The 23555-nt window shown below is 37.8% G+C and carries 24 protein-coding genes; 19 read left to right on the top strand and 5 right to left on the bottom strand.

Annotation, left to right across the window (positions count from 1 at the left end; genetic code table 11):
- Positions 1-36: 36 nt before the first annotated feature.
- Positions 37-1851: a hypothetical protein gene (locus tag ACZZZW_RS02370; protein ID WP_463492178.1), complete on the bottom strand. Its 1815-nt coding sequence runs from the start codon at positions 1849-1851 to the stop codon at positions 37-39.
- 68 nt (positions 1852-1919) lie between these two features.
- Entirely contained in the window at positions 1920-3710 is a 1791-nt protein-coding gene (locus ACZZZW_RS02375; RefSeq protein WP_463492179.1) for an AsmA family protein, read from the bottom strand.
- 145 nt (positions 3711-3855) lie between these two features.
- Here ACZZZW_RS02375 and ACZZZW_RS02380 point away from each other — a divergent pair, with 145 nt between their 5' ends.
- The 9 genes from ACZZZW_RS02380 to ACZZZW_RS02420 all read left to right on the top strand — a co-directional run bounded on the left by ACZZZW_RS02380 (position 3856) and on the right by ACZZZW_RS02420 (position 12932).
- A complete protein-coding gene (locus ACZZZW_RS02380) occupies positions 3856-4104 on the top strand; it encodes a hypothetical protein (protein ID WP_463492180.1) in 249 nt (82 codons plus the stop codon).
- 734 nt (positions 4105-4838) lie between these two features.
- Positions 4839-6257, top strand: coding sequence for a tRNA (N6-isopentenyl adenosine(37)-C2)-methylthiotransferase MiaB (gene miaB / locus ACZZZW_RS02385; RefSeq protein ID WP_463492181.1), 1419 nt, complete (start codon positions 4839-4841; stop codon positions 6255-6257).
- 84 nt (positions 6258-6341) lie between these two features.
- Positions 6342-7586, top strand: a complete 1245-nt coding sequence (locus tag ACZZZW_RS02390) for a sigma-54 interaction domain-containing protein (RefSeq protein ID WP_055904188.1) — start codon at positions 6342-6344, stop codon at positions 7584-7586.
- A gap of 36 nt (positions 7587-7622) precedes the next feature.
- Entirely contained in the window at positions 7623-8135 is a 513-nt protein-coding gene (locus ACZZZW_RS02395; RefSeq protein WP_055904191.1) for an LptE family protein, read from the top strand.
- 75 nt (positions 8136-8210) lie between these two features.
- Positions 8211-9254 (top strand): hypothetical protein, encoded by a 1044-nt coding sequence (locus tag ACZZZW_RS02400; RefSeq protein WP_463492182.1) that lies wholly within the window; start codon positions 8211-8213, stop codon positions 9252-9254.
- Positions 9255-9269: 15 nt separating this feature from the next.
- Complete coding sequence (gene secG / locus ACZZZW_RS02405; RefSeq protein WP_055904197.1) at positions 9270-9638, top strand: preprotein translocase subunit SecG; 369 nt, start codon at positions 9270-9272, stop codon at positions 9636-9638.
- A 149-nt stretch (positions 9639-9787) separates the two neighbouring features.
- Positions 9788-10813 carry a sensor histidine kinase gene (locus ACZZZW_RS02410; RefSeq protein ID WP_055904200.1) on the top strand — a complete coding sequence of 342 codons (1026 nt, stop codon included), beginning with the start codon at positions 9788-9790 and terminating at the stop codon, positions 10811-10813.
- Between the two features lie 454 nt (positions 10814-11267).
- Positions 11268-11909, top strand: coding sequence for a DUF47 domain-containing protein (locus tag ACZZZW_RS02415; RefSeq protein ID WP_200912255.1), 642 nt, complete (start codon positions 11268-11270; stop codon positions 11907-11909).
- 12 nt (positions 11910-11921) lie between these two features.
- A complete protein-coding gene (locus ACZZZW_RS02420) occupies positions 11922-12932 on the top strand; it encodes an inorganic phosphate transporter (RefSeq protein ID WP_055904207.1) in 1011 nt (336 codons plus the stop codon).
- 128 nt (positions 12933-13060) lie between these two features.
- Here the strand turns inward: ACZZZW_RS02420 and ACZZZW_RS02425 are convergent, their stop codons facing one another.
- The 3 genes from ACZZZW_RS02425 to ACZZZW_RS02435 form a co-directional block, all read right to left on the bottom strand.
- Positions 13061-13675, bottom strand: coding sequence for an FMN-binding negative transcriptional regulator (locus ACZZZW_RS02425; protein ID WP_463492183.1), 615 nt, complete (start codon positions 13673-13675; stop codon positions 13061-13063).
- 108 nt (positions 13676-13783) lie between these two features.
- A complete protein-coding gene (locus ACZZZW_RS02430; protein ID WP_463492184.1) occupies positions 13784-15091 on the bottom strand; it encodes a carboxypeptidase-like regulatory domain-containing protein in 1308 nt (435 codons plus the stop codon).
- On the bottom strand, positions 15084-15662 hold the full coding sequence (locus ACZZZW_RS02435; RefSeq protein ID WP_055904217.1) for an RNA polymerase sigma factor: 579 nt from the start codon (positions 15660-15662) through the stop codon (positions 15084-15086). The genes ACZZZW_RS02430 and ACZZZW_RS02435 overlap by 8 nt, the downstream gene beginning before the upstream one ends.
- Positions 15663-15878: 216 nt before the next feature.
- Between ACZZZW_RS02435 and ACZZZW_RS02440 the strand changes: the two genes are divergently transcribed.
- From ACZZZW_RS02440 to ACZZZW_RS02485, 10 genes are all read left to right on the top strand, one after another.
- Positions 15879-16640 (top strand): DUF4197 domain-containing protein, encoded by a 762-nt coding sequence (locus ACZZZW_RS02440; protein ID WP_463492185.1) that lies wholly within the window; start codon positions 15879-15881, stop codon positions 16638-16640.
- A 224-nt stretch (positions 16641-16864) separates the two neighbouring features.
- Positions 16865-17797 (top strand): TolB family protein, encoded by a 933-nt coding sequence (locus ACZZZW_RS02445; RefSeq protein WP_463492186.1) that lies wholly within the window; start codon positions 16865-16867, stop codon positions 17795-17797.
- Between the two features lie 338 nt (positions 17798-18135).
- Complete coding sequence (locus tag ACZZZW_RS02450; protein ID WP_055904226.1) at positions 18136-18687, top strand: RNA polymerase sigma factor; 552 nt, start codon at positions 18136-18138, stop codon at positions 18685-18687.
- A 10-nt stretch (positions 18688-18697) separates the two neighbouring features.
- Entirely contained in the window at positions 18698-19051 is a 354-nt protein-coding gene (locus tag ACZZZW_RS02455; protein WP_200912256.1) for a hypothetical protein, read from the top strand.
- Positions 19052-19668: 617 nt separating this feature from the next.
- On the top strand, positions 19669-19935 hold the full coding sequence (locus ACZZZW_RS02460; protein WP_055904232.1) for a hypothetical protein: 267 nt from the start codon (positions 19669-19671) through the stop codon (positions 19933-19935).
- Between the two features lie 5 nt (positions 19936-19940).
- Positions 19941-20174: a hypothetical protein gene (locus ACZZZW_RS02465; protein WP_055904235.1), complete on the top strand. Its 234-nt coding sequence runs from the start codon at positions 19941-19943 to the stop codon at positions 20172-20174.
- 5 nt (positions 20175-20179) lie between these two features.
- Positions 20180-20572, top strand: coding sequence for a glycosyltransferase (locus ACZZZW_RS02470; protein WP_055904238.1), 393 nt, complete (start codon positions 20180-20182; stop codon positions 20570-20572).
- Positions 20573-20625: 53 nt separating this feature from the next.
- A complete protein-coding gene (locus tag ACZZZW_RS02475) occupies positions 20626-21078 on the top strand; it encodes an Hsp20/alpha crystallin family protein (RefSeq protein WP_055904241.1) in 453 nt (150 codons plus the stop codon).
- 184 nt (positions 21079-21262) lie between these two features.
- Positions 21263-22495 (top strand): DEAD/DEAH box helicase, encoded by a 1233-nt coding sequence (locus tag ACZZZW_RS02480; RefSeq protein WP_055904244.1) that lies wholly within the window; start codon positions 21263-21265, stop codon positions 22493-22495.
- 70 nt (positions 22496-22565) lie between these two features.
- The gene (locus ACZZZW_RS02485) at positions 22566-23477 is read left to right on the top strand and encodes an AEC family transporter (protein ID WP_055904247.1); all 912 of its coding nucleotides are present in this window, start codon (positions 22566-22568) and stop codon (positions 23475-23477) included.
- Positions 23478-23555 lie beyond the last annotated feature (78 nt).

Raw genomic sequence — 23555 nt, forward strand, 5'->3', positions numbered from 1 at the left:
GTTTAGATAATAAAGATAAGAAAAGGTTACAAAATGTTACCGCTTTTCATTTTGTTCGCGCTCCCGCTTCATCCGGCGCATTAATCTTTTATGTTTCCTTAAATTATGGCTCGCCCTCATGGCTTTAAATTTGGCAATATGCTGGCGCACCTCATTCTGTTTCTCTTCTGTAATGCCAATACTGTATTTTATGCCTGTAAAAAGGCTCTTCCAGATCATGTTGAAAAAAGAAGTGTTTGCAGGCCTGCTATAAGTTACTTTTTCTGGAATGAGTTTACTACCCAGTCCGGGGTTTTCGGATTTTATGATTAAAGCATTCGCTAAAAAAGAAAGGAAGCCACGGGTTACCAAATGATCTTTTTCAGGGTCATTTTTCATCAGGGCTACAGAAAGATCGTAATAAGAAAAAGCCACAGTTCCTTTTGCTCCTAAATCATTTGCTTTAAAATCAAACTTTAATTTATCGATGTTGCCACGGTTAATGCGTACCAAACCAAGGGGTTTGGTAATCTGATTGAGCACCCTTGCATTAAAATTGTGCAAAACGCCATTGTAAGAAAAAGCCCCGTCTTTAGCGGTTAAGTTAAATTTAAAGTTCACATCAAGCTTTCCCTGTCCAAAAAGATAAGTATTAAGATTTACCTCCATTGTTGGGTTTATGGCTTTAATTTTATCGAGGTTGGTGGCATTTTTTATAATTCCCGAGGTATGCTCAAAACTGATCTGTCCTTTCTGGTTACTTTCGCTGTTGGACACTGCGTAATTAACATTAACATCTTTCAGCTGAATTTTTTGTACAAGGATAGGGGCATCAACCAGTTGCAGAAGTTGATGAGGAAATTTACCTATTTTATTTTCCTGGGGTTTCCCTGGAAGTCCATTTTGATTAAAAACGGAAATAAAACCATTCGAAATGGCCATTTCTTTTGCCCAAAGTTCTTGCTTGCTAATGTAAAGTGGCAAATCTATGTCGTTGAGCATAATATCGCTCATGCTGATGTTAAACCGTTCACGGGCATAACCCGCTACTTTTCCAAAAGTCATTTCGTCATACAGCGGAACCATTGCAAAGCTGTTTATCCTCAATTTACCCGTAGTTGCCCTAAAATCAAGTTTATCAAGCTTAATGTCGTACATTTTATCCGGTGTGCGGTAAACATAGTTATTCAGGTTAATTACAATATCTTTAAGGAGGTAAAAGCGGGATGGATCTTCTGCGGAGGTCGAATCAACCAATAAATCGGTTAAGGTGATGTTGAGATCATCAATTGAAAAAGGAGTGGAATTGGTTATATTTTTATTAATGTATTTAAAACTCACATCCTTAAACCTGATGGATTTAATGCTAAATTCCTTAAGGTTTTTGGAAATGATATCATAAGGAGATTTAATTGGCCTTGGCGCACGGCCTTCGTTAAACGCAAACTGTTGATTAACCATCGTAACCTCGGGTTTATCAAAAATGATTTCCTCGAGTTGAAGCTTTTGTTCCCTGTATAGCGTAAGCGGATGGAAGCGCTTTACAACCAGTTTTTTTAATGAAACCGTATAAAGGTTGTTTGGTGCTCTTTTTAAGGCAATAAGGCGTTTAAATCGATTGGTATCGGGGGTAATTTTAACGTTTTGCAAGGTAGCGTTGCCTGTGATAATATTGGTAGAAACCTTTGTAAAGCTAATGGTATATAAACTATCTGTGGATTTATAAAGCAGCGTTTTTATCCTGTCGGTTAACATCGGCCGCGATTTTACATTTAAAAACCAGGCAATACCTGCAAGTACGATAAAAATGCCAAGCAGCATGCCGGCAGTCCATTTCAAAACTTTATAACGGTATCTTTTTGTATCAGGCATTAAAAAAGGAAGGATCTTGTTTTTACTAGCAATATACGGTTATAAACATATATTTTAGAAATGTAAGATCAGTTTTTTTCTCTCCTTGCCTTTCGCGCTGCTTTTCTATCTGCCCGCTTTTGTGCTCTAATTTTTTTTGCAATTACTTTTTGCTGTTTTACAGGATTTTTTTCGGGTACTATTCCCACACCTACAATATCTTTAATGCCTACAAAAACTGTTTTCCACATCAGGTTAAAAAAAGATGCCGAATTGATCCTGCTATTCGTCATTTTAGCTGTTCTAGGAGCTTCGCCTTTTTGTGGGTTTTCATTTTTTACCAGAATGGCATTGGCCAGAAATGATAAAAATCCCTTTTCTTTGGTGCCTTCGCCATCAATATTATCCGATAATAATTTAACCTTTAAATCGGTGTAAAGCATATTCATAGTGCCTGCCGCGGACCTTAAGTTTCCATTAGCTTTAAAATCAAGCTGTTGTATATTGCCACTTTCTATCTCAACCAGGCCCAATGACTTTGATAGCGGATTTAGGTTTTTCATATCAAATCTGCCTAAATTACCACTGTATGTAAAAGCACCATTTTTATCGGTAAGATTAAAATCAATTTTTACGTTCATCTTTCCTGTGCCCATTAAAAGTGTATTTAAATTGGCAACGGCATGGTTATTTTTACTCACTTGTAAACTATCGTTGGTTACATTTAAAATATTGCCTGTTAATGCCTTAAAGTTTACCGAACCGGTTTTTTTACTGGCAGGATTAAATTCCGAATACTTAAGGTTAATATGTCTTAATTTTACGGTATCAATCAGTGTAGGCAAGTTTAGTCGCTTTAAAGCGATATGTGGATAATTTTTCCCCTTATCCAGGCCAGGAGGTGGTGGCGATTCGCGGCTCATAAAAACTTCAACATTTGCCGGACCAACTTTCAAAGATTTTGCGTGCAATTTCTGGTCGGTATTTAAACCAATAAAATCAACACCATTAAATTCTATTTTTTCGAAGGCCAAATTGTAGCGGTCTTTCTGAACTTTATATTTTCGGGCAAAAGTGAGTTCATCATATAAAGGAATAAGTTTTAAACCTTTTACTGTGATTTTTTTCGATGCAGTAGATCCCGTGATTGTATCAACCTTCATTGAATACATTTTATCTTTCGTTACAGATTTATATCCGGCAATTTGAAAGGAAGCATCCTTTGTATAATAAAATCTTGTGGTGTCACTTCCAGAAAGAGAGTCCAGTAAAAAATCTTTAATGTTTATATCAAGGTGTTTAATAGCGTTTTTAGTCTTTTTAGCACCGGTTTTGTTAATGTAATCAAAATCAGCATCTACAATTTTTATGCTTTTAACGTGTACCGATTTAAAGGATTTTGAAATCTGCTCATAAAGGGATTTCTCATCTTTAGCCGTATCTGGCTTTTTACTCACTTTGTTAAAAACCATATTGATGGAGGGTTTTTGCAAAAGGATTTCGTTTACATCTATCCGTTTTTTAAAATAAGCGGTTAATATGCCTACACGGGTAATTTGCAGTTTCTTCAGCTTAAGCTCGAAAGTATGGGCAGGTGCAAGTTGCATTTTCTTTAGGCTGTCAAAAACAGCGGTATCGGGCTTTAGGGTAACATCACGCAGGGCCAGGCTTCCTGTAATTACATTTAAGTTTATACTTTTAAAATCTATTTTGTAAAGGTGATGAGAACCGTTATACACTCCATCTTTAATTTTTTCGGTAAGTATAGGCTTCCATCGGGCACTTAAAAACATGGCACCAAAGGCTACAATTAATATGAGGATACCAAATATACTTCCTATCCAGGTCCAGATTTTATTTCTACGCTGCGCTGTCATCATTATGGCTTATCGATAGGTAACAGATTGGAAGACTAAAGGTTTTTTAACAGCAAGCGAAAAAACTAAGCCTATATTAAAATAGCTTTTTGAAGTGCAAGAAACCACCGTGCATGCCTGTCTTATTGAGTTAGCATATTAACCACAGATGCACACAGATAAACACGGATTATTCATCTGTGTGCATCCTTTTATCTGTGGTAAACTGAGTATTTATATTGTTAATTTTTTTTTGCAGCGCAAGGGCAGTACAAGAAACATCGTTTGTTCCTTTGCTACGCTTGTACGCTTCGGCCATCGTACCTCAAGGCCTGCAGGGTACCGCTTCGCCAAGGGCTATTCGGTTAGGCCTGTGGTATGGAAACCCCTCATAGCAGCACAAACAGCTGTAAGCTAAACCCGACCATAGTGAGATGCCGATTTTTTCAATCGGCAGAAACGGGGGCGGGGCTGCAATCCTCCACATGTTCAGAACCTTACATTTCCAAAAAAGAATAAACCAACTATAAAACACTAGTATCATTGACAAATAATTTTTGCAGCACAAGTGAATTACATTTATTCCTATATAATTTCACTGAGTTAGCATATTAACCACAGATGTACACAGATAAACACGGATTATTCATCTGTGTGCATCCCTTTTATCTGTGGTTAACTGAGTATATATTGTTAATTTTTTTGCAGCGCAAGGGCAGTACAAGAAACATCGTTTGTTCCTTTGCTACGCTTGTACGCTTCGGCCATCGTACCTCAGGCCCTGCAGGGTACCGCTTCACCAAGGGCTAATCGGTTAGGCCTGTGGTGTGGATACCCCTCATATCAGCACAAACAGCTGTAAGCTAAACCCGACCCTAGTGAGATGGTGATTTTTCAATCGGCAGAAACGGGGGCGGGGCTGCAATCCTCCACATGTGCAGAACCGTACATTTCCAAAAAAGAATAAACGAACTTTAAAACACTATCCGACAGGCATATTTTCCATTAAAAAATAATAAAATCGATTCCGTATTCCTTTTCGCAACTGCGTAATGATCATAATCCCACTGTAAACATTTAAACTAAATATGTCAATTTGTCACTTTTAATTTTATTTATGTATTTTTGCAATCCCCAAATTGTTTTTAAATAATGATTGATTTACAAGTAACAGATAAGACGCACGATGAGGCCAGGCAAGGTGAAGCTTTAATTTTAGATGCACCAGTAAAAGCCGATGCCCGTAAATTATATATCGAAAGTTATGGTTGTGCAATGAATTTTGCGGACAGCGAAATTGTTGCCTCAATTTTATCCGAAACTGGTTTTGAAACTACAGGGGATTACCATCAGGCAGATGTGATTTTTATTAATACCTGCTCTATCCGCGAAAATGCAGAAACCAGGGTAAGGAACCGCCTTTCGCAGTTTGGTGTAGAAAAACGCCGTAACCCTAAATTAATTGTTGGCGTTTTGGGCTGCATGGCAGAACGTTTAAAATCTAAATTTTTAGAAGAAGAACGTTTGGTTGATGTAGTTGTAGGACCAGATGCTTACCGAGATTTGCCTAACTTGATCGAACAGGTTGAAAGTGGGCATAAAGCGGTAAACGTTTTACTATCCCGCGAAGAAACTTACGCCGATATCAGTCCGGTTCGTTTAAACAGCAATGGAATTACCGCATTTATTTCCATTACCCGTGGTTGTAACAACATGTGTTCTTTTTGCGTTGTTCCTTTTACACGTGGCCGCGAACGTAGCCGCGATGCGCATTCAATTATAGAAGAAGCAAAAGGTTTGTTTGAAGCAGGTTACCGTGAAGTTACCCTTTTGGGCCAAAATGTAGATTCGTACACTTGGACATCAGAAGATGGAACCGAAAATGTAAATTTTGCACAGCTTTTGGAACAAACAGCCTTGGTTAGCCCTGAGCTAAGGGTCCGTTTTTCTACGTCACACCCAAAAGATATTACCGATGAGGTTTTACATACCATCGCTAAATATGATAACATCTGTAATTATATCCACTTACCTGTTCAATCGGGAAATACCCGTATACTGGAACTGATGAACAGAACTTATACCCGTGAATGGTATATTAACCGTATAGATGCCATCCGTAACATTATTCCGGGTTGTGCAATTTCTACCGATATCATTGCAGGTTTTTGTACAGAAACAGAAGACGAACACCAGGAAACTTTGAGCATAATGGATTATGTGCAATATGATTTTGCTTATAATTTTACTTACTCTGAAAGACCAGGGACTTTAGCTGCACGTAAATTAGCGGATGATATACCCGAGGATGTAAAAAAACGCCGTTTAGCCGAAATTTTGGCAAAACAACAAGCACATTCTTTAATGCGTTTACAAGAATGGGTGGGTAAAACCGTTCGCGTTTTAATCGAAGGAACCTCTAAAAAATCAGATCTTGATTATTGTGGAAGAGGAGATAGCGGCGCAATGGCCATTTTTCCGGCAATTGATGGCGTTAAACCCGGTGAATATGCAAATGTTTATATCGAAAGATGTACATCTGCTACCCTAATTGGAAAAATAGTATCATAGCATGCGTCATGCTGAACTTGTTTCAGCATCTTAATTTAAAAGACCTGAAACAAGTTCAGAGTGACGAAACTTTATAAAGAATAAATGGATACACAAAATATTAAACAACGGTTCGGTATTATTGGAAATTCTCCATTACTTAACCGTGCGATAGATATTGCCAGCCAGGTGGCACCAACCGATATGTCTGTATTGATTACAGGCGAAAGTGGTAGTGGTAAAGAAGTTTTCTCGCAGATTATCCATCAAATGAGTGCCCGTAAACATGGGGCTTTTATTGCTGTAAACTGTGGCGCTATTCCAGAAGGAACAATAGATTCGGAGCTTTTTGGTCACGAAAAGGGATCTTTTACAGGTGCACACGAAGCCCGCAAGGGTTATTTTGAAGTTGCAAACGGCGGAACAATTTTTTTGGATGAAGTAGCAGAACTACCCTTAGGCACACAGGCCCGTTTATTAAGGATTTTAGAGAGCGGAGAATATTTACGTGTAGGTTCATCTAAAGTTCAAAAAACGGATGTCCGCATTATTGCGGCAACCAATGTTGATGTATATAACCGTGTTAAAAACGGAAAATTCCGCGAAGATTTATATTACAGGTTAAACACTGTTCCGCTGCGTATCCCTGCATTACACGAACGTAAGGAGGACATTTACCTCTTGTTCAGAAAATTCTCTGCAGATTTTAGTGATAAATACCGTAGTCCGGCCTTACACCTTGAGCCAGATGCGATTCAGATTTTAACAAACTACAGCTGGCCAGGTAATGTTCGCCAGTTAAAAAATATTGCCGAACAGATTTGTGTACTGGAGAAAGACCGAAATGTTACCGGCCAAGCAATTTTAACCTATATCCCTAATGAGGCGGGTAGTAACCTGCCCATGGCCATTAACGCCCAATCAAAAGAAGATTTTACTGAACGTGATATTTTGTACAAAGTTCTTTTTGATATGAAAAAGGATATGGTTGAACTTAAAAAATTGGTTGCAGAAATTATACAGCACGGTGGCAATACTGCTACAGTTTTGGCGGATAATCCTCAGTATATCAACCAATTGTATCGTGATGTAGAGTTACCTGCGGGCCAGGAGCATGCTTTTACCATTCAACAACCCTCGCAGGGTAATAACAACCCGAACAGCAATAACACCGATTATTTTGCGCATGAGGCCGAAGAAGTAGAAGAATCATTATCACTGGTTGATAAAGAATCAGATCTGATTAAAAAAGCTTTAAAAAAGCATAAGGGTAAACGCAAATTTGCGGCCCAGGAACTGGGTATTTCTGAAAGAACATTGTACAGAAAGATTAAGGAACTAAATTTATAATTTAAAGTACAATTGCTTTAAGCATTAATAAGAGTTATGAAAATTAAAATATTCGCTTTAATCCTACTTGCTTCGGTATTAAATGCCTGTTCTTATAAATTCAGCGGGGCATCAACCACAGGATTAAAAACAGTTGTTATCCGGTTATTCGAAAATAATGCCCCACTTGTAGTACCAACTTTGAGCAATCAGATTACAGAGTCATTAAAAACACGTATCCGTAACCAAACCAAATTAATTATTTCTACCACTGGCGAAGGTGATGCATCTTTTGAGGGAAGAATAACAGGTTATGATATTAAACCAGTGGCACTCCAAAACAGTGCTACACCTACTTCTGGCGCAAACAGGTTAACAATTACCGTTTCTGTAAAATATAAAAACAACCTGAAAGAGCACGAAAAAGAAAGTTTTGAGGAGAGTTTCACCAAATTTTTCGATTTTCCGATCAGTGGTGCGCCTATTCAAACCCTGTTGCCGGGAGCTATTGAGAATATTAACAAGCAGCTATCAGAAGATATTTTTAACCGGGCCTTTGCGCAGTGGTAGATAAAGCGGCATTCTATTAGACAAAATTTTAAAAACCCGCCCACATTTTTTTTAACTTAGCGGCAAACCTCTATAATGGATAATAAAAAGCTACTGGCCGATTTACTTGCGCAACCTGGAAAGGTTGGTCCAGAGCACGTATCCATGTTACAGGATATGGTTCAGCAATTTCCTTATGCTCAACCTATTCATTTACTTTTAGCAAAGGCCAATGCATCAGCAATCCCTAAGGCTGCACTTTATAGTCAGGGGCATGTTTTGTTTCATGTGCTAAATATGGTTTCGGTTAGGGAGACTGAAGAAGTAGAAATTGCTGCTACAACTCCAGAAACTGTTGTAGACGATAATAATATTTTTGATGAGGCTGCTCAAACAGTTAGCGAAGAACATTTACCCGCAGCTGAAAACATTAATATAGAAACACCAGATTATCTTCCAGGTGCAGATCGTCATTTAATGGATTTACCCATTGATGAGGATTCATTTATCGAAAGTGTGGCCGCTGTTGATTTTTTTGCTTTTGAGCAGAAATTAAGTACTGATGTGGTAACGCAGGCTCCGGAAATTGAAACTGTAGTGCCTGATGAGCACGAAAGAAATTTTGTTTCACAGTATAACGACGATAAACTTCCGTATACATTTTTATGGTGGCTGGCCAAAACGCGTAAAGAACACGAGCAGATTTTTCAACCTTATGCCCACGCCAGTTCTGCCAGGGTAAAGCCGCAAACACCGCATACGCAACAGCAGCCAGAATTTCAACAACAGTATGTTGAGCATATTTTTCATATTCAAACCCCTTTTGAAGTAGCCGATCACCTGGCCGAATATCCTGCCGGAGAAATTAAAGATGCTAAGGGAGCGGAAATTATAGAACGGTTTTTAAAAGAAGACCCAACAATTAAACCGCCCAAGCCTGAGCAGATTGATAATGAAAATAAGGCAAAAAAGAGTGCAGAAGACAATTACGACCTTGTTTCGGAAACATTGGCAAAGATTTACATCGAGCAGATGCTTTATCACAAAGCCATAGATACTTATAAAAAATTAAGTTTGAAATATCCGGAAAAAAGCCGTTACTTTGCCGACCTTATCCAATCTATAGAAAAGAAATTTTAAAATATAAATATTAGCATGGTAACCTTTTTAATCATTTTATTAATTATTGTTTGCGTAGCCTTAGGCCTGTTTGTTTTAATACAAAACCCTAAAGGTGGTGGTTTGGCTACAGGTGGCGGCACCAGTAACATGTTTGGTGTGCAACGTACCGGTGATGTTTTGGAAAAAGGATCGTGGGTTTTGTTGGCAGCTATTGTTGTTTTAACCTTATCAATCACTACAATTGCTAAAACCAGCGGTGGTACTACAGCTGTTGGAAATTCAGCTATTCAAGAACGTTTGGATAAAACGCCATCACCATCTCCACTTGGCGGAAGCTTAAACAACACTAAGCCAGCTACTGCTCCGGCTCCAGCTACAACAACAGATTCGACTAAAAAATAAGTCTAAATAAACTATTTTAAAAAGCTTTTCTCAAAAGGAAAAGCTTTTTTGTTTTTATAAGTAATTGGCTTAAACCCGCTCTTGCAAACATCTGGCAAATGCTATTATCTGTTAACACACATTTAACATAAAAAGCTTTAAATTGCAGCATGAAATTAAGTGTGCTGGTTTTATTTACTGCTCTTTCCGTTGGCTTATCCATCGGGATGGTTAATTTTTACTTTCAGCATAGCTGGTATTACCTCGCTATTTCTTTTGGAGTGTCCTTTCTTTGTAGTTTCCTGGTGTTTTATTATTTGCTCGAAAAATACATCTACACTAAAATTAAACTGATTTATAAGCTCATCCATAACCTTAAACTTGGCAAGGATTTAAAAGATGCACTTGGCGAATATGTAAGTTCTGATCCGATTAATGATGTAGAACAAGAAGTGAAAGAATGGGCAGGAGCAAAGAAAAAAGAGATTGATTTGTTGAAAAAGCAGGAACAATTCAGACGCGAATTCCTTTCTAATGTATCTCATGAATTTAAAACGCCCCTTTTTGCCATTCAGGGCTATATTGAAACTTTGCAGGATTGTTTGGTAGATGATCCGGATCAGGCAGTTCTGTTTTTAAAAAAGGCAGAGAACAATGTAGAGCGTTTAAGTTATTTAATTAATGATTTGGATGCTATTTCTAAGCTCGAAACAGGCGAATCACCGATAAATTATCAAAAATTCGATTTTGTGCAACTGGCTAAAGAGGTGATGGAAAACCTTGAAGACCGTGCGCAGGCAAAACACATTAAACTTTTTTTTAAAGATAAGTATACCGCTATTACCAATGTATTGGCGGATAGAGAGAAAGTACGCCAGGTACTGATCAATTTAATTGTTAATAGCATTAAATACGGAATTGATGGTGGCGAAACGGCAATAAAAATTTTCGAATTACATGATCAGGTTTTGATTGAGGTTACCGACAATGGTATCGGTATTGAAGAAAAACACCTGTTACGTTTGTTTGAGCGTTTTTACCGCATAGATACCCATCGGGCAAGAGAAGTTGGTGGTACAGGGTTAGGATTAGCCATTGTAAAACACATTTTGGAAGCCCATCAGCAAACCATATCGGTAAGAAGTACGCCTGGTATAGGAACTACCTTTGCATTTACCCTGCAAAAAGGAGGTTAATTTTTTTCAACTGCGTGCGACTATCAATTTTAACAAAATGGTAGCAAGTACACAAACAAGACGCTTTGATCATCTATTAGATCATTCGTTAGTTTTTGCCACAGAATCGCAGAAAAAGCTAAGTAATTTTTGCTGACCCTAACAGACTTTATCACAAAACCGATTTCTTTTTAAAAAGGTTTAATATTGAGTATTCTGAAGAACCAGTGCAGGTTGTCAATCACAGATCGAAAAAAGCACCTGTCTTTCTCAGGCAGGGGTAGAAGAGCAAATCTCTTTCAAATAAAAGGTTGTTACTATTTGGTAAGTCTTTATTTAATTCATTATCAAACATCTAAATGCTATTAAAATTAACCTCGTATGACGGAAAACTGGCCGATCTCGTTAATATAATTAATAAATTAACATTAACTTAACATTGGGCTTGTAGCTTTGCAACATATTAAAAATTAACATGAACAATATTTTTAAGTTCTTTACACCTCAAGACAGAAAGTTTCACCCACTTTTCGAACAAGCAGGCAGCAATGCATTAAAAATTGCAGAAACCCTTTTAGAAATGGTGAGCACCGCTGATGCAGAAAGAAGAAAAACAATTTTTAAAGAAATTGAACGCTTAGAGCATGTAGGTGATGATATTACCCATTCGATTTTTCTTGAGTTAAGCAGGAACTTCATTACTCCATTTGATAGAGAAGATATTCACCAACTGGCTACTGCTGTTGATGATGTTGCCGATTATATTTATGGTACTGCAAACCGCATGCAGATGTACAACATGAACACCATTAATGAGCCGATTGTTAAAATCGCTGAGCTTTTGGTAGAAATGTGTACCGATATCGATAAAGCAATAAAAGAATTACGCAGTTTTAAAAATATCCGTGTAATTGCTGATGCTTGTATCCGCATTAACAGTGGCGAAAATCAGGCCGATTATGTATTCACTTTAGCGGTTGCCCGTTTATTTGAATACGAAACCAATGCGATTGAATTAATTAAACAAAAAGAGGTTTTACAAACGATAGAAAAAGCGACAGATAAGTGTGAGGATGTGGCAAATGTGCTTGAAACTATCTTGGTTAAAAACGCTTAATAATACACAAACATGGTAACTACCTTATTGGTTGTTGTTGTAATTCTGGCTATTGCTTTCGATTACATTAACGGCTTTCACGATGCCGCTAACTCGATTGCAACAGTTGTTTCTACAAAAGTTCTTACGCCTTTTCAGGCGGTTTTGTGGGCTGCGCTTTTTAATTTCGCCGCCTACTTTTATTTTACCGATCATAAAGTAGCCAATACGGTTGCTAAAACAGTTATAGAGCATTATATCACCCTAGAAGTAATCCTCGCAGGATTAATTGCTGCAATTATCTGGAATCTTTTAACCTGGTGGTACGGTATCCCTTCAAGTTCATCACATACGCTTATTGGCGGTTTTGCTGGCGCAGGGATGACTTACGCATTAATTACAGGTGCAAGCCCACTTGATGCTGTAAACATGGGTTATGTAATTAAAATTATTTCCTTTATTGTTTTGGCTCCGATAATCGGTTTGGTTATTTCTGTTGTTTTAACCCTGATCATTATCAATATCTGCCGAAACGCCAAGCCGGCCACAGCAGAGAAATGGTTTAAACGTTTGCAGTTAATTTCTTCTGCAGCCTTAAGTTTCTTCCATGGTGGTAATGATGCTCAAAAAGTAATGGGAATTATTGCAACAGCATTAATTGCAGCAAAGGTTATTCCTAATTTCGAAGCCATGCCTTGGTGGGTTCCAGTAGCTTGTTATTCTGCAATATCATTGGGTACCATGAGTGGTGGCTGGAAAATTGTAAAAACGATGGGTTCTAAAATCACTAAAGTAACAGCACTCGAAGGTGTTGCGGCAGAAGGTGCAGGTGCCATTACATTAGGAATTACTGAACATTTCGGTATCCCGGTATCTACTACACACACCATTACAGGATCTATTGTAGGGGTTGGGGTTGTAAAAAGTGTATCGGCTGTGCGTTGGGGGGTAACCATCAACCTGATTTGGGCATGGATTTTAACCATCCCGGTATCGGCCACATTGGCTGCCATTATTTACGCTGCCATTTACTACTTAAAATAAAAACAAAATCCTTTAAATATACTCAAAAGACCAAAACTCATCGCCTTGGTCTTTTTGTTTATCCGAATTAAATGATGAAGTGTAGGATGACGCTACTGTAAATGAAATTATAGCATGAACCAAAATGCTTAAAAATCCTTTTTCATTTCTTTAGCAACTTCTTGATCTAGCGCATCATTGCTTTTTTCTAAGTTTGCCACTATGTTTTCTTTATTTTTGGAAGAATGATTCTGACTCATTTTAAAAACGTGGTCGATATGACTAACGGTAACCTCAAAGCCGGTTATTGCTTTTAAATGTTTCTGAATGTAAGCTTCATCCATTTTATTAAATGCCGCAGGGCTCGTTTCTGGATTTTCGTATTTATCAGTCAATTCTTTTATTACCTGATAAGTCTCCTCTGACGACATTAACCTGATCATCCCTTTGGCTTGTACTGTTTTGTAATTCCATGTTGAGGCAGCAGAAGGGTTTTCGTACACTGAAGCACTAATATAAGCGTGTGCCCCTGTAAATAGTGCCATAACGTGAGGGTTTTGTTCAAAAGCTTTGCAATGATCAGTTTTCGTCATGATATGGCCAATAAGTTTAATTGATTCTTCATCAACTACGGTTTTAACAGGAACCTGCGTGGCAACCGGGAATTCGCCATCGAAACCAATTAAGGTTACAAATGTATTTTGGTGCATAAATTCAAGCACCTCATTTTGATTATCAGCAGTATAGTGGAGTAATTTGTACATGTAATTTTGATTTTTTTAGCCCAATAAAGAGTGGGTTTCATTGCGCACAACAAGGCTTGTTATATTGCCCGCTGTAATAATGCAACGCTTTTTGTTTAATAAATGAAATTAAAACTTAACACTGATTTCGACTAAATCAGTACCTTTTTTAGGTAAAACCCAATCAGGGCCATCCTGAATAAGCCGTTTTGCTTCTGCATCGGCTCTTTTGTTGAGCGATTTAATCACAGTAATGTTTGCAGGCCGCCCGTTCTTTTTAACTTTAAAGCTTAAAATCACAAATTGTTCGGGACCCTTAGGGTTATAGAGTTTATTGTTGTTTTCTAAATATTGCACATAGTTGATGGTAGAAACCGGAATGGGTTTCGTAATGCTATCAGCTGATTTTCCATCCAGGTTTTGTTCTGCTCGGAGTGTAATTTTTGGCGCAGGAATATTTTGTTTTTTCTGACCGTTGGATCCTGTAATCAGTGCAATTTCATTTAAAGATTTATTTCCGGTAAGGGCATTTTTTATTGCGTTTGGATCTTGTAGACCTGCTATAGGAACTTCTTTAAAACCAATTGCATTGATTAATAATGCTTTATCTTTAGCGCTACTATCAGCAGGTAACGAAAAATATCCTTTTATATCGGTTGCCGTTATATTTTTAGAGCCAGCCAACTTAACTACAGCCCCTTGTATGGGCTTACCATTGCGCTGATCTACTACATTTCCGCTAAATACAATTTTGCTCGATCCAATTGCAGGCGCAGGTGCCGAAGCTAGCACAGGTTCATTTAAGGATTGCTGTGCAGCCTTTGCTTTAGTGGCAAATCCATTAATATTCTCTAATCTGGAGGTACCTCTGCGGTTATACTCAACAACCGCTTTTTGTTCGGTTGCTACGCGCTCGGCAGGTTGGATCACTTCACTTTTCCTCGAATTTTTTGCCAGATCGCCCGTTTTTGCCTGGGCAATGGCTTTATCTATTAAAGCGGTTTTGGTTGCACTTTGCACTGTTGTATCAGTTTTAGGCTTACTCGAGGCAATGGATGTTGCACTATCCAACTGCACCATTACGCCTTTTTCTTTCCTTGCCGCAATTTCCGCATTTCTGCGACTGGTTTCGCGCATGAAGAACAAAATACTTACCGCAATGAAAGCTACTGTTGCTGTTGCCGCAATACTTAATCTTTGCGTAGTAATGCCCCAGAGGTTGCGTTTTATAGGTTTTTCGGAAACACGGTCGTGCAATTGTTTTTGTAAAATAGAAAGTGTTTGTTTGCGTTTTGGCGATTGTTTTAAACCTTCTAATGCTTCTGCAACAAAGGGATCATCTAAAGCCTGACGCTCAACAAAGTGCATAGCTTTAGCATCAAGTTTACCATCTAGGTAATCTTCCAGCACATCAATATCTAACCAATCGTTATTCACTACTGTTTTTCTCTATACAAATCTTTAAATTCCGTTTACCGTTTTGGATGTAACTTTTTACCTTCAGCATGTCGTAGCCAGTAATATCGGCCACTTCTTTATAGCACTTTTCTTGTAAATAAAATAAATCTACGCTTTTTCGCTGTTCTTCGGGCAAAGTTTCCATACACTTTTCCATAATGGTAAGCTGCGTTTCTTTTGTGTTGTCTATATCCAGATGCACAAACTCGCTGTTTTCCACAAAAGTATCGTCTATAGAAACGTTATTCTGCCTGGCCGATTTCCGCAATGCCATTAAACAATGGTTCCGCGTTAAAACATGAAGCCAGCTTTTGAAATTCTGCACCTCGTGTATTTTTAGTTTCGTAACCAATTCTTCAAAAATCTGCATTACCGCATCTTTACTTTGCTCTTCATCTTTAAAGTAGTTTAAGCAAACCCCGAAAACCAAATGCATGTATTTATTGTAAAGCGTACCCAATGCGTCTAAATCGCCGGTATTTTTATACTCAGCAATTAATTTGGCATCTTCCTGCTGGGTGTTTCCAGCTGTATTTTTTATAAATCTCAAAAAAAAGGTAGCTATTTCGAATTATCTTTCAAGTATAAAAAATATTTTTGAGTGATTGGACATAAACTAATTTTTTAGGCTATCAGCTGCCGAAATTTTGATATCGTAACACCAATTTTAACTGATAACTTAAGTAAGCCGTTTGTAAAGGATTATATTTGAAACAACAATTAATTAATGGCAGCTCTTTTGCTTAAGTTTGATTAAACACACAAAATGAAAACAATCAGGAATTTATCAATATCACTGGCCATGCTGGTATTTGTTAGCTTAAATGCAGGAGCACAGATTAAATTAAGCGATATATTTAAGAAAATTACGGAGAAACCGGGTACAACCACTGCTGCTACAGGTACGCCATCTACACTGGAAATAGGACAGGGGATTAAGGAAGCGTTGCAGATAGGTGTTTCTGCGGGTGCAGACCGGCTTTCGGTTAAAGATGGATTTTTAGGCAATCTTGCAGTTAAAATATTAATGCCGCCTGAAGCACAGAAAGTTGAAAAAACCTTGCGCGGCATAGGTTTGAACAAACTTTGCGATAATGTGATTGTGAGTTTGAACAGGGCTGCTGAAGATGCTGCTACTGAAGCAAAACCCATTTTCATTTCTGCCATTAAACAAATGACTTTAACAGATGCTACGAATATCCTTTTAGGTAATAATAATGCAGCTACCGAATACTTTAAAAGAGTAACCACTTCGCAGCTGATGCAAAAATTTAGTCCGATTGTAACCACGAGTTTAAATAAAGTAAACGCAACAAAATATTACAGTGATTTAACTACACAATACAACCGCTTGCCTTTAGTTAGGCCCGTAAATACCAACCTTACAGAGTATGTTACCCAAAAAGCAATAGATGGTTTATTTGTTGAAGTTGCAAAAGAAGAATTAAAAATCAGAGGTAACCTGAGTTCAAGAAGCACAACCTTATTGCAAAAAGTATTCGGTTACGCAGATAAGAAGAAGATTTAACCGGTTAGCTGGTTCGCGATGACACGAACCATAAATAAAAATGAATGAGATCTAATTTCGGTTTGTGGGGACACAGACCGGGGCAATTATTTCCCTCCGCCGTTGGTTCCCGAAGCATGATAGAAGATAGAATCTATCAAGACAAAGTTTGTTTTAGGTAAAATATAGCTCCACCACGGCATGTGGAATGACAAAAACAAAAACTATTTGTAAAATTGCACATGATGATGTTTAACAAACCATTCGCTTCAGCCTGCATTGCAATTTCGCTTTTTTTAATAGCATGTAACAGCAATAACTCAGAAAATGATGCAAATAAAGCTGTTTTAGATACCATTTCTTTAAGCAATAAAAATTTTGCTCTTGCTTACCAGGATGGCGATAAAATTGTAGCAACCAGTATTGATACCATGAAACAGATTTCGTTTGGTGGTGCTACTGATCCTGCGATTTCGCCAGATGGCAATAAACTGGCTTATACGCTAAGTGATTCTGTTGGAAATAGGTCTGTTTGGATTGCCGATCTTGAAAATAAGAGCCAGGGCAAGCTACAGGTAAGCAACAATAATTATTATGGAGCGGTATGGTCTGCCGATGCAGGTAAAATTGCCTTTAATGTTTTTAACAAAAACAGTGTGTGGAAAATAGGTGTGATCGAAGCTGATAATTCCGGTTATATCATGCTGGATAGTGCATCAAAAATAAATGCTTTTTCTCCCGCCTGGAAAAATGATCATGAAATTATTGCGCACGACCTGGAAAACCTCTATACTTTTGATCTTTCAGGAAAAATAATCGATACGGAACCTATAAAAGCTTTAATAGGGACTGTCTATAATATATCGAGCAGCAACGGTTTCTTTTATACCAAAGATGGCAAAAAAATAATTTTTAATGCCGCTAACGGTCCCCTAATAGAAGGTACGCATGATGAAGCTGAAGCGGTTTATCTTCTTGATGTAGCCAGCAAAAAAATAACGCAAATCTCCCCCAAGGGAATTCATGTATCTTTTCTTTTTGTAACTGCGGATGACAGGATTTTTTACAGTGGTGCTGAAAAACCGTACAAGCAAAGCAAAATATATGTGGCAGATTTAAGTGGTAACATTAAAACAGTAGTTGATAAAGGAACTTATCCAACTGCAGCACTAAAATAGGGACAACTTAATACGTTTACTGAGTAATTGCAAAAATATCAAAGATAAAAGGATGCTTACAAATAAATATCCGTGTTTATCTGTGCCCAGCCTTTGTTAAAAAACGCTTAACTTATTGATATTGGATTATCGCTTCACCCAGAAATTGGCATTAGCTGCATTTCATTTTCAAAAAGGGAACTATTGAAGATTTTGCTCCTCTACATATGGTTTAAATCAATACTTGAGAAGTAAGTTTTTGCGCGTAAAATGCTATAATCTAATCTGACCAAAAAAGTAAAGAAAATTTAAAGTAATATTGAGTTTCATCCGTTTACTGAATTATTAAACAAAATTTAGTGCCAACAAACGAGCCTCAAAATATCATTTCAACCGTTGCCAACTATGGTAAACGCCTATTCAGTTTCATCCGCGGCAGGGTGAATACAGATGAGGATGCAGAAGATATTTTGCAGGATGTTTGGTTTCAGCTCAGTAATCAACCTGAGGCAGGTGCCATTGAACAGATCAGTGGTTGGCTTTACCGGGTGGCCAGAAATAAAATCACTGATAAATACCGGAAGCAGAAAGAAGAATCGTTAGAAGATTTCACTTTTGAGGGCGAGGATGGCGAGATTAATTTTAAAGAAATTTTGCTTGCCGAATCTTTCTCGCCAGAGGAGGAGAGTTTAAAAAAACTCTTCTGGGATCAGTTGTTTTTGGCCCTTGAGGAACTTCCAGAAAACCAACGCTATGTTTTTGTTCAGAATGAACTGGAGGAACGCACCTTTCAGGAGTTAGCTGATGAAAGCGGCGAAAATATTAAAACACTAATATCAAGAAAAGGTTATGCAGTAAAACACCTGCGGAGCCGTTTACAAAATTTATATCAAGAATTTATTAACTATTAAGTTTACAGACATGATGAATAGAAAATTTAATCGCGGTAAGAAATTCATGTTCTTTTTCCCTGTAGCAGTGCTTATTGCTGCGGTGCTGGGTTACGTAGTTATGTTTTTATGGAACTGGATTTTGCCTGAAATAGCGCATACAGGTAAGCTAAATTACTGGCAGGCAATTGGTTTACTTGTGCTGTGCAGAATATTATTCGGCAATTTTAATAAAGGCGGCCATGGCGGGCATAATGGTTTCCGTGAGCGGGCAATGGGTATGCGCGCCAAATGGGAGATGATGAATGAAGAGGAGCGGGCAAAATTTAAAGCGGAATATAAACGGAGATGTGGCGGATGGGGCCACTATCGTAACAAAGAATAATTGAAAGCTTTTAGCGAATCGTTATCTAAAAAGTAACGCGGAGCGATCTATTAAGACAGATTTCTCCATTTCGCTGCACTTCAGTCGAAATGAAGATTGATTTTTTTACTATCATACTAATAAGGACTTTCTACTTGCCATAAAGATTGCTTCGTCGGCTGAAAAAGCCTTCTCGCAATGACGATACCCGTTGGATATTCATTTCCTTAAAATCAGGTCACCTCCGTGCTTTCTGTGTTGCCGTGGCAAAAACTGATCTCTATGTAAAGCTGTGGCTAAAATCCTTGGACTACGCTACCATTAGCAGGCTTCAGTAAAGCGTCGGCTGAAAAAGCCTTCAGCAATGACGATACCCGTTGGATATTCATTTCCTTAAAATCAGGTCACCTCCGTGCTTTCTGTGTTTCCGTGGCAAAAACTAATCTCTGTGTAATTCTGTGGTTAAAATCCTTCCATTACGCTACCAACTAGAAATAACACAAGTATTTTAAAAAATCCAAAATAATTTAAAGTAAAAATAAAAGTCTTGCGTCTTCCTATATAAATAACAAAAACAACAGTATTGGTGCTTCAACTAATTTAAGGTGAATGGATTACAGTACTTAAAATTATAAGAGATGAAAAAAATATTAAAAACCATCGGATTCGGAATTGTAATCGGAGCAGCCGCTTTCTTCATACCATTTGTATTCAAATTTATATTCGCCGCAATGTTAATTGGCCTAATTTTCAGGGTGATTATTGGTAGAAGACGCCATCATTTCCACCATCGCTTTAACGGCTTCGAGCAATATTACAATCCAATTGTACCGATTGATAACCAATGGTACAGGCCAAATGTGCAAGGTAATGGAACAGTGAACAACATTAACGTAAATTATTAACAGCAATGAGAGCATTTAGAATATTATTAGCAATTGCTGTAGCAGCAGGCACTTTTTACAGCTTAAATGTATTGGCTGTTCAAAATGGTTACCGCGATCGGTTAGACTTTAAAAACAGGCATTACCATGATGATTGCCAGCAAGAGCATTACAGGAATCATAGTTTCAGCCATCACAATAGAAAAATGAATGATAGTGTGATTAAACCTATCGACAGTATAAATAAGGTAAACAGATAGAAATTATGTCGCAAGTACTTTTTTTAAGTGATCCATCTCAAGCGGATGTTCGGCCTATTTTAGGGATGGCGAATGATCTGATTACGAAAGGAGAAAAGGTAACCTTTTTCAGTTCTGATGAATTTAAGGGCTCCGTTGAGGAAATTGGTGCCGACTTTAAAGCATACAATCAGGAACTGAACATTTTTCGGGAGAAAAAAGAGGTGGCTGAAGATGAGAAACCGAAATCGGGATTGATTAGTGCACTACTTGAGCCAATGAAATTTATTGATGATATTTTGGTTCAGATAAGGGGTTTAAAATTTGATTATGCAGTTTTCTCACCATCATATCCTTATGCAAATATCATCACGCAATTATTGGGTATCCCTAAAACCGAACAACCGGTTTACAACTAACATTGGCTTGCCAATAAATTAACAGCATTAACAACAATTAAAAATTAAACACAATGTACAACGAAAATAGATGCCATTCGGGCAAGATGCATAGCCGTTTCGGCTCAGGAGCAGGCAGATTTGGAAAACAATTTGGCGGGCCCTTTGGTCACCATAAATTTGGGATGTTTAACCAGGGATTTAGAAAAGTACCTGTAAACATCGAAGAAACGGAAAGCAGTTTTATTATTGAGCTTTTTGCACCTGCATTAGTTAAAACGCATTTAAAAGTGATTACTAAAGATGATGTATTAACGATCAGTTACCAGCCTAAAGAGGAGGCAGATGCTGAAAAAAAATACAACCGCAGGGAATACAGCAACGCTGGCTTTGAAAGGGCCTTCGGCTTAAATGGAAAGGTTTTATCAGATGATATTTCAGCACATTATGCTGATGGAATTTTAAAGGTTACGCTACCTAAAAACCCTGAAACGAATACACCGGAAAAAGATATTCTGGTAGACTAAGTTTCGTCTATTATAATTTCCAAGCCTCAATTGTTTTTTTACAGTTGGGGCTATTTTTTTATGCTTTGCCAGAAAATGTAGTTTTTTTGCATTTCAAAATCGTTAAACTGTAGCTATATTGAAATGCGGTTTGCTATTCGCCGTATTTTAAGGTACTTTTGCTAAAAGACATAAACACAACAGATTGAATTTTAACGACTTTAATTTTAACCCCGATTTATACGAAGGCTTAATGGCCATGGGGTATAAAAGCGCTACTCCAATACAAGAACAAGCCATTCCAGTAATTTTAGACAATCATGATCTGATTGCCTGTGCACAAACCGGAACGGGAAAAACCGCCAGCTACCTTTTACCAGTAATGGATAAAATCAGCAAAGCTGCAGACAGACATAATAATACTTTGATATTGGCTCCAACACGCGAGCTGGCCCAACAAATCGACTTACAGGTTGAAGCATTGGCTTATTTTACAAATATCAGTTCTTTAGCGGTATATGGCGGTGGAGATGGGATTGCATATGAGCAACAAAAACGCTCAATGCGCGATGGAGTGGATATTATTATTGCCACGCCGGGGAGGTTGATGGCGCATTTATCATCCGGCGTATTAAAATTGGAGCATTTGCAGCATTTAATTTTAGATGAAGCCGATAGGATGTTGGACATGGGTTTTTATGATGACATTATCCGCATCATCAGCTACCTGCCAAAGAAAAGGCAAACACTTTTATTTTCGGCTACAATGGCGCCTAAAATAAGAACAATGGCAGGCAAGATTTTGCACGAACCGAAGCAAATTACCATTTCAATTGCTAAACCAGCTGAAGGAATTGATCAGCAAGCCTACAATATCCACGATCAGCAGAAACAGGCATTATTAACCGATATTTTTAAAAGCGGACAATACAAAAGCAGTATTATTTTCGTTTCGACTAAAGAAAAAGTAAAGGCTTTATACAAAACTTTTAAAGGTTTGGGCATTAAAGCAGAAGCCTTCCACTCTGATTTAGGACAGAAAGAGCGTGAAGATATTTTATTGGCTTTCAAAAACCGCAGACTGCCAATTTTAATCGGAACAGATGTTTTATCCAGAGGGATTGATGTTGAAGGTATCGATTTGGTAATCAATTACGATGTTCCCGGCGATCCGGCTGATTATGTACACCGTATTGGCCGTACTGCAAGGGCCGCCACAAAAGGAACCGCCATTACTTTAGTAAATGGAAGAGACAAGCGTAAATTCGATAACATCGAAAAATTGATTGAAAAAGAAGTTCCACGCATGCCTCTGCCCGAGAGTGTAGCCGCAATAGAAATTACACATGTTGAAGAAAAAAGACCTCAGCATAGTAATAATAATAATGGAAAGAAAAAGGTTTGGCATAAAAAGAAGAAGCCAAAACCATCTGCATAAATTATTAAAACGCCGATAAGTACAATTCTTATTGGCGTTTTTCTTTTATAAACTATCTTTGCGCAATTAGATGGCAAACTTCATTCTTATAGGTTTATGCATTTTAGCGGGAATTCTTTTCAGAAAAAGTAAATCGCTACCTAAAGATGCTCATAAAGGCATCAATGCCTGGATTATTTACATCGCACTCCCTGCTGTTTCTTTTAAGTATCTTCCACATATCACCTGGACTAAAGATCTGTTATTTCCCGCCCTGGCACCGGTATGCATCTGGTTGTGCGGTTGGTTATTTATTACAATTTACAGCCGCATCACAAATATTAGTAAAGCAACTTCAGGCGGTTTAAAACTCACCAGTTCCTTAAGCAATACATCTTTTGTTGGCTTTCCGTTAATTGTAGCATATTTTAGCGAAAAAGAGTTGGCTATAGCCATTATCTGTGATCAGGTTACATTTACGCTATTATCTACCATTGGCATCATTGTAGCCATTCGTTCATCGCAAAATCAACAGTTAAGTCCGAAATTGGTACTTAAAAAGGTATTGACATTTCCGCCGCTTATAGGTTGTATTTTAGCTTTAAGCATTCCACATTTTATTGATATTTCTGCTTTCGATCCATTGTTTGATAAATTAGCCGGAACGGTAGGTCCGCTGGCATTATTTTCAATAGGTTTACAGCTAAAATTCGGGGGGTGGTTTAGCGAACTAAAACACATCAGCTTTGCACTATTGTATAAATTAATTTTGGCACCCTTGGTTGTTCTGCTTGTTGCGCTTGCTTTGGGCATGAACGGAACAATTACCAAAATAACCATTTTCGAAATGGCTATGCCAACATTATTAACGGCTGGCGTGGTAGCCGATCAGTATAATCTTAACCCAAAGCTTTCTAATTTAGTGGTGGGCATCGGGATTTTGCTTTCTTTCATTACCACGGGCTTATGGTGGATGGTGCTCACTTATTCGGGCCTGGTTTAAGTATTTTTCAGTTATGAACGGGGAAATACAAAATACTATCCTTCAAATAAAGGGTTTTTAATCAATCATTTATCCTTA

It is taken from the genome of Pedobacter sp. AC379 (assembly GCF_979258145.1).